This is a genomic window from Luteibacter yeojuensis (genome assembly GCF_000964085.1).
GTDB lineage: Bacteria > Pseudomonadota > Gammaproteobacteria > Xanthomonadales > Rhodanobacteraceae > Luteibacter > Luteibacter yeojuensis_A.
Genome location: NZ_JZRB01000045.1, coordinates 67,003 through 74,021 on the forward strand (window position 1 = coordinate 67,003; position 7,019 = coordinate 74,021).

The window sequence follows — 7,019 nt, forward strand, 5'->3', positions numbered from 1 at the left end:
CCTACGCAAAACCGAAAAATAGAATGGTTCGCATTACCAGCCCTGCGCCTGCCACGGGCCTGACAACACCTCCATGCTATAGTTGCCGTTCGATTTAGACGTCCAAACCCATGACCAAGCCCCTCGCCCAGCCCGACCCCGCCCTGCTCGCCTCGCGTGCCGACGCCATCGCCGATGCCGCGCGCGAGCTGGCCGCGTTCGGGTGGACGCCAGCCACGAGCAGCAACTTCTCGATGCGCCTGGACGAGGGCCTCGCCGCCATCACCATTTCGGGCCGCGACAAGGGCCGGCTGGGCCGCGACGACATCATGGTCATCGACATGGATGGCAAGGCCGTGGGCAGCGATTCGCGCCCCTCGGCCGAAACCGGCCTGCACACGCAGGTGTACAAGCGCTTCCCCGAGGCCAACGTGGTGCTGCATACCCATTCGCGCACGCAGAGCGTGGCCTCGCGCCTGTTCGCGGCCGAAGGGCGCATCCGCCTCGAGGGCTGGGAGCTGCAAAAGGCCATCACCGGCTACACGACGCACGAGAGCGTGCTCGATATCCCTGTCTTCCCCAACACCCAGCACATGCCCGAGCTCGAGGCCCAGGTCGACGCCTGGATCGACAGCGGCAAGCCGCTGCACGCCTACCTCATCAACGGCCACGGCATCTACACCTGGGGCCGCGACATGGCGGAAACCCGCCGCCACCTCGAGGCACTGGAATTCCTGCTGGGCTGTGAACTCGACCTACGGAGGCTTTCCCCATGAGCCGTCTGCGCATCTACGACGACACCAACCACGCCGCCCCGCTCGCCGACCTCACTGACCACGCCGCCATCGCCGCGGAACTCAACGCGGTGGGCGTGCGCTTCGAGCAATGGGCGGCCAGCCAGCCGATCCAGCCGGGCGCGAGCCAGGAGGAGGTCATCGCGGCCTACCGCGCCGACATCGACCGGCTCATGCAGGAAAACGGCTACCAGGCCGTCGACGTGATCAGCCTCAAGCCCGACAACCCCGATCGCGCCACGTTCCGGCAGAAGTTCCTGAACGAGCACACCCACAGCGAGGACGAGGTGCGCTTCTTCGTCGCTGGCGCCGGGCAGTTCACCCTGCACATCCATGGCAAGGTCTACGAGGTGCTGTGCGAAAAGGGTGACCTCATCGGCGTGCCGGACGGCACCCGCCACTGGTTCGACATGAGCGCATCGCCCTACTTCGTGGCCATCCGCCTGTTCACCAACACCGAGGGCTGGGTCGCCAGCTTCACGGGCGAGGACATCGCGGAGCGCTTCCCGCGCATGGATCCGCACCCCTCGGCCGCGCTCGCGTCGTAAAGCCGCCCCGGCTCGGCTATCCTGCGGCTCTCCCCGATCCGCAGGCTTTCCCCATGCCAGATATCCGCGCCGTCCTCACCGATATCGAGGGCACCACCAGCTCAATCGACTTCGTCAAGGATGTGCTGTTCCCGTTCGCCCGGCAGCACCTGCCGGCGTTCGTCGAGACGCACGCCGACGACCCGGAAGTGCAGCACTGGCTGCACGAGGCAGCGAAGGACGCCGGGCTGGTCGAGGCTTCGCGCACCGAGGTCATCGACCTGTTGATCCGCTGGATCGACGAGGATCGCAAGGCCACGCCGCTGAAAGCCCTGCAGGGCATGATCTGGCGCGAGGGCTATGAGTCGAAGGCCTATGTCTCGCACATGTACCCGGAAGTGGCCGCGCGGCTGCAGGCATGGCACGACCAGGGCCTGAAGCTGTACGTCTATTCCTCGGGCTCGGTGCCCGCGCAGAAGCTGATGTTCGGCTACAGCGAGCACGGCGACCTCACCCCGCTTTTCAGCGGCTATTTCGACACCCAGACGGGCCACAAGCGCGAGGTGGAATCGTACCGCCGCATCGCCGAGGCGATCGGCCTAGCGCCCGCGCAGGTGCTGTTCCTCTCCGATATCCGCGAGGAGCTCGACGCGGCCCGCGCCGCTGGCATGCATACCACCCACCTTGTGCGCCCGCCGCTGCCCATGGCGGACGCCGGCCACCCGGCCGTGGCGGATTTCAATGCCATCCAGCCTTGATCCGCGCCGCCGCACGGCGATCTACACGCTCGCGGGCTTCATCGCTGGCGCGCTGCTGAGCGCCGGCGTCCTTGGCTTCGGCCCCCGGCCGGTGGTCACGGGTATCGGCGTGGTCGAGCCGGCCACGGCGGCATCGTCGGCGGCCGCCGCGACACGTGCCGCGGCCGGCAAGCCGGGCAAGGATGCCAAACCCACGGCACCCGCCCCGACGGCCAGCACCACGCCCGCCCCGGCGGCCACCACGGCCGATGCCGACGCCGATGACGGTGGCATGCAGCTCGACATGGATAGCTGGCCGCAGGATGCCCCCACGCCTGAGCAGGTGTTCGTCGCGCAGCCCGAGGCCTTGCGCGTGGCGCTGGCAAGGCTGGCTAAACGCACGCCAGGCAAGCCGAACGTCTATGCCATCGCGTTTGGTGCCGATGGCTCCGAGGATGTGTTCCGCAACGAGGCCGAATACCTCGACCAGGTGGTGGCCACCCGCTTTGGCAGCCCGAACCACACCGTGGTGCTGGAGAACAACCCGGCGACGCTGGCCACGCGGCCCCTGGCCAGCTGGACGAACCTGGAAGGCGCGGTGGACGGGCTGGCAAAGGTGATGAACCCGAAAGAGGATATCCTCCTCGTGTACCTGGCCACCCACGGCGGCAGCGACCACAGCCTGCTCGTGGACATGGACCCCATTCCCCTCGACCAGCTCGACCCGGACGGCCTGTCGCAGATCCTGTCGAAGCACGATTTCCGCTGGAAGGTCGTGGTGGTGAACGCCTGCTATTCGGGCGGCTTCCTGCCGAAGCTGAAGGGTGACGGCACGCTGGTCATGTCATCCGCCCGCACTGACCGCACGTCGTTCGGCTGCGGCACCGATTCGGACATCACCTACTTCGGCCATGCCTGGCTCGCGGATGGCCTCAATGCCACGCCGGATTTCATCGCCGCCTTCGACAAGGCCAAGGTGGAAATCAGCGCGTGGGAAAAGAAGGACGCCGTGACGCCCTCCGAGCCACAGATCGACATCGGCGCGGGCATCGCGGACAAGCTGAAGGCGTGGGAAAAAGTCGCGAAGATCGGCCCCGCGGTGCCGTTCAAGCCGGCAGGCAACACCACCCCACACTAGCGCACCCTGTGTAGGAGCCCACTTCGTGGGCGACATCTATTTGCGAATGAGCAGCAGGCCCTGTTGCGTGGTCGCGAAAAGATGTCGCTCACGGGGTGAGCTCCTACATGGGGCGACATCGGTGCTTGGGACGTCAAAGATCGATCGAGAACCGGTCGGCATCCATCCAGGCCGGGAAGCGCTCGCGGTGCGCGAGCAACGGCGCCGGGTCGATGGTGACGGTGACGACCTGCTCCAGCGCGCCGAGTTCGACCAGCGGCTCGCCCACCGGGTCGACGATGACGCTATCGCCGCTGTAAGGGTGGTTGTTGCCGTCGGTGCCGACACGGTTCACGCCGATGACGTAGGCCAGGTTCTCGATGGCGCGGGCACGCAGCAGCGTGCGCCAGGGCTGGCGGCGCGGCGAGGGCCAGTTCGCGACGAACAGTGCCAGGTCGTAATCCATGCCACCCGCCGCCGCCTCGTCGCGGCCGTTGCGCAGCCATACCGGGAAGCGCAGGTCGTAGCAGACCTGCGGCAGGATGCGCCAACCCTTCAGTTCCACGATGAGCCGCTCGCGGCCGCCGCCGTAGCGTGTGTGCTCGCCCGCCATGCGGAACAGGTGGCGCTTGTCGTAATAGGCCAGGTCGCCGTTGGGCGAGGCCCACATGAGGCGGTTGAAGACCGTGTCGCCCTCGCGGATGACCAGGCTGCCGGTGATGGTGGCATCGACCTCGGCGGCCAGCGCGCGCAGCCATGCCACGCTTTCGCCATCCATGGTCTCGGCATTGGCCAACGTATCGTTGGTGAAGCCCGACAGGAAGGTCTCCGGTAGCACGAACAGGTCGCTGGGCGCCGCGCCACGCACCAGCTGGCCGTAATAATCGCGGTTGCCAGGCGCATCGTGCCACCGGGTGGCGCCCTGGACGAGGGTGACGGTCAGAGTTTGCACAGCAGCTCCGCGGCGGCTTGCATCGTGGCGTCGTTCTTCGCGAAGCACAGGCGCACCAGGCGGGTATCCGGTGCCGTCTCGTAGAACGGGCTGAGCGGGATGGCGGCCACGCCGCCCTCGCGCACCAGCCACTCGCTGAAATTGATGTCGTCGGTATCGCGGATGGCGCTGTAATCGACCAGCTGGAAATAGCCGCCCGGCACGTCGAGCAGCTTCAGCCGCGACGGGGCCAGCAGCTGGCGGAAATGGTCGCGCTTGGCCTGGTAGAACGCCGGCAGCTCGAGGTAATGCTCGGGGCTGGATTCCAGGAACTCGGCGAACGCCCATTGCGCCGGGTTGAAGGTGCAGAAAGTGAGGTACTGGTGCACCTTGCGGAATTCGGCGGTGAGCGCCTTGGGCGCCACGGCGTAGCCGACCTTCCAGCCGGTGCAGTGGTAGGTCTTGCCGAACGACGACACGACGATGCTGCGCCCGGCCAGCTCCTCGTGGCGCAGCACGCTCTGGTGGTCGGCGCCATCGAACACGATGTGCTCGTACACCTCGTCGGACAGCACCACGATGGGCGTGTTGCGGACGATGCCGGCCAGCTCGTCGAGATCGGCCCGCGACAGCACGGCACCCGAAGGGTTGTGCGGCGAGTTGATGAGGATCATGCGGGTTTTCGGCGTGGTAGCGTCGCGCACGCGCTGCCAGTCGATGCCGAACGAGGGCACGGTGAGCGGGATGTGCACCGCCCTGGCGCCCTGCAGCTCGATGGCCGGCTCGTAGCTGTCGTAACACGGGTCGAACACGATCACTTCGTCGCCCGCGCGCACCACGGCGGCGATGGCCGAGAACAGGGCCTCGGTGGCGCCGGAGGTGACGGTGACCTCGGTATCGGGGCTTACACGGTGGCCGTAAAGCCGTTCGGTTTTCAGCGCGATCTGCTCGCGCAGCTTCGGGATGCCCACGCCGGGTGCATACTGGTTCCTGCCCTCGGCCATGGCGCGCGTGATGGCGTCGCGCAGCGGCGCCGGCGGCTCGAAATCCGGAAAACCCTGGCCGAGGTTCACGGCCTTGTGCTCCAGCGCGAGCTGGCTCATGACGCTGAAGATCGTGGTGCCGACCTTCGGAAGCTTGGTTTCGACCTGCATCGAACGCCCTTATTCGTTTGGACGGCCAAACGCGGCCGTATTTTCCGATCCTAGCATGCGGCGCATGGCGATCGCCCCCCTGCTGGCGGGGTCGTCGGCCACCTTCTGGCAATCCTTGTGGAATTCGGCCTGGGCCTTGGGCAGGCGGTCGGCCAGGAAATCCACGAAGCTGCGCACGGCCGGCAGCAGGCCGCGGCGGCTGGGGTAGACGAAGTGCAGCGTGCCCTGCGCCGTGGTGTATTCGGGCAGCACCCATTCCAGCTGGCCATTGGACAGCATGGGGGCGCAGTAGTCCTCGGGCAGCAACGCCACGCCGCAGCACTGCACGGCGGCGGCGATCAGCACGGTGAAATCGCCGCTGACAAGGCGCGGCTTCACTTCCACGGCCGCTTTCTTGCCGCTGGCATCCACCAGCTCCCACACCTGGGCGCCCTCGTGCTCGTACATGCTCAGCGCCGGCAGCTGGGCCAGCTCCTCGAGGGATTTGGGCCGGCCATGGCTGTCGAGGAATTTAGGGCTCGCCACGAGCAGGCTGCGCGCGTAGCCGATGCTGCGCAGCACCAGCGTCGCGTCGGTATCCAGCTTCTCGCGCACGCGCACGGCCACGTCGTAGCCCTCGCCGATGAGGTCGACGCGGCGGTTGGTGGCCGTCAAGCGCACCTGCACCTTGGGGTGCTCCAGCATGAAGGCCGGCAGCATGGGCCCGACGATGTTCTGGGCGATGGAAATGGGGCAACTGATGCGGACGATGCCGCGCGGCTCGGTGCGCAGCTCATCCACCGCGTCCTGCGCCGCCTTGGCCTCCTCCAGCACCGCCCGGCAATGCTGGTAGAAGCGCTCGCCGATTTCGGTGACCACGAACCGGCGCGTGGTGCGCTGGAGCAAGCGGACGCCGAGGCGGTCCTCGAGCTGGGCGATGCGCTTGGAAAGGCGCGACTTGGGTATCCCGAGGGCCCGGCCGGCCGACGAAAACCCGCCATGCTCGACCACGGCAGCGAAGAAATAGAGATCGTTCAGGTCCTGCAGGGCGCCGTCTAGCATGGCTGGCCTCGGTCGTTTCCCATCCAGAACAATCAGTCTACTCCATGCGGGCTAATCAAGTGATTGTTCGAGGCGTACCTTCTCTCCATTCCCGCCGCCTGCGGGACAGCCGAAAGAGGATTCGCCATGAAACTCCTGCACGTCGATGCCAGCGCCCTGGGCGCCTACTCCGTCTCCCGCGGCCTCACCCAGGCTATCGTCGCCGAGTTCGTCGCCAGCCACCCGGGTACGGAAGTCACTTACCGGGACCTGCACGCCACCCCGCTGACCCATTGGGCCCTGCCCGCGGGCGAGGACGACCCGAACGCCGCCGAAGGCGAGAAGGTGCTCGAAGAGTTCCTGGCCGCCGACGTCATCGTCATTGGCGCCCCGATGTACAACTTCAGCATCACCAGCTCGCTGAAGGCGTGGATCGACCGCATCGCCGTCAAGGGCCGCACATTCAGCTACGGCGCCGATGGCCCGAAGGGCCTGGCCGTGGGCAAGCGCGTCATCATCGCCTCGAGCCGCGGCGGCATCTACAGCCAGGGCCCGGCGGCCGTCATGGATTTCCAGGAGCCGTACCTGCGCGCGGTGCTGGGTTTCCTCGGCGTCACCGACGTGGAATTTGTCCGCGCCGAGGGCGTGAACATGGGTGACGAGCACAAGGCACAGGCCGTGGAAAACGCCGTGGCCGGCATCAGCGGCCTGCTGCGCAAGGCGGCCTGACGGTGCCACCTTTGTGGGAGCGCGCTTGCGC

The 7,019-nt window shown here is 67.0% G+C and carries 8 protein-coding genes; 5 read left to right on the top strand and 3 right to left on the bottom strand.

Annotated elements, in window-relative coordinates; all coding sequences use genetic code 11:
* Positions 1-110: 110 nt before the first annotated feature.
* The 4 genes from VI08_RS17275 to VI08_RS17290 are packed head-to-tail and all read left to right on the top strand — an operon-like array spanning position 111 to position 3,175.
* The gene (locus tag VI08_RS17275; protein ID WP_045830864.1) at positions 111-755 is read left to right on the top strand and encodes a methylthioribulose 1-phosphate dehydratase; all 645 of its coding nucleotides are present in this window, start codon (positions 111-113) and stop codon (positions 753-755) included.
* Positions 752-1,321 carry a 1,2-dihydroxy-3-keto-5-methylthiopentene dioxygenase gene (locus VI08_RS17280; protein ID WP_045830865.1) on the top strand — a complete coding sequence of 190 codons (570 nt, stop codon included), beginning with the start codon at positions 752-754 and terminating at the stop codon, positions 1,319-1,321. The genes VI08_RS17275 and VI08_RS17280 overlap by 4 nt, the downstream gene beginning before the upstream one ends.
* Positions 1,322-1,374: 53 nt before the next feature.
* Positions 1,375-2,058, top strand: a complete 684-nt coding sequence (gene mtnC, locus VI08_RS17285; RefSeq protein WP_045830866.1) for an acireductone synthase — start codon at positions 1,375-1,377, stop codon at positions 2,056-2,058.
* Positions 2,042-3,175, top strand: coding sequence for a C13 family peptidase (locus VI08_RS17290; protein ID WP_045830867.1), 1,134 nt, complete (start codon positions 2,042-2,044; stop codon positions 3,173-3,175). Before mtnC ends, VI08_RS17290 begins: the two co-directional genes overlap by 17 nt.
* A 133-nt stretch (positions 3,176-3,308) precedes the next feature.
* Here VI08_RS17290 and VI08_RS17295 read toward each other — a convergent pair whose 3' ends face one another.
* The 3 genes from VI08_RS17295 to VI08_RS17305 are packed head-to-tail and all read right to left on the bottom strand — an operon-like array spanning position 3,309 to position 6,280.
* Entirely contained in the window at positions 3,309-4,106 is a 798-nt protein-coding gene (locus VI08_RS17295; RefSeq protein ID WP_045830868.1) for an amidohydrolase, read from the bottom strand.
* Positions 4,094-5,239, bottom strand: coding sequence for a pyridoxal phosphate-dependent aminotransferase (locus VI08_RS17300; RefSeq protein WP_045830869.1), 1,146 nt, complete (start codon positions 5,237-5,239; stop codon positions 4,094-4,096). The genes VI08_RS17295 and VI08_RS17300 overlap by 13 nt, the downstream gene beginning before the upstream one ends.
* 9 nt (positions 5,240-5,248) lie before the next feature.
* On the bottom strand, positions 5,249-6,280 hold the full coding sequence (locus VI08_RS17305; RefSeq protein ID WP_084621595.1) for a LysR substrate-binding domain-containing protein: 1,032 nt from the start codon (positions 6,278-6,280) through the stop codon (positions 5,249-5,251).
* A 126-nt stretch (positions 6,281-6,406) separates the two neighbouring features.
* Between VI08_RS17305 and VI08_RS17310 the strand changes: the two genes are divergently transcribed.
* On the top strand, positions 6,407-6,988 hold the full coding sequence (locus tag VI08_RS17310; RefSeq protein ID WP_045830870.1) for an FMN-dependent NADH-azoreductase: 582 nt from the start codon (positions 6,407-6,409) through the stop codon (positions 6,986-6,988).
* Positions 6,989-7,019 lie beyond the last annotated feature (31 nt).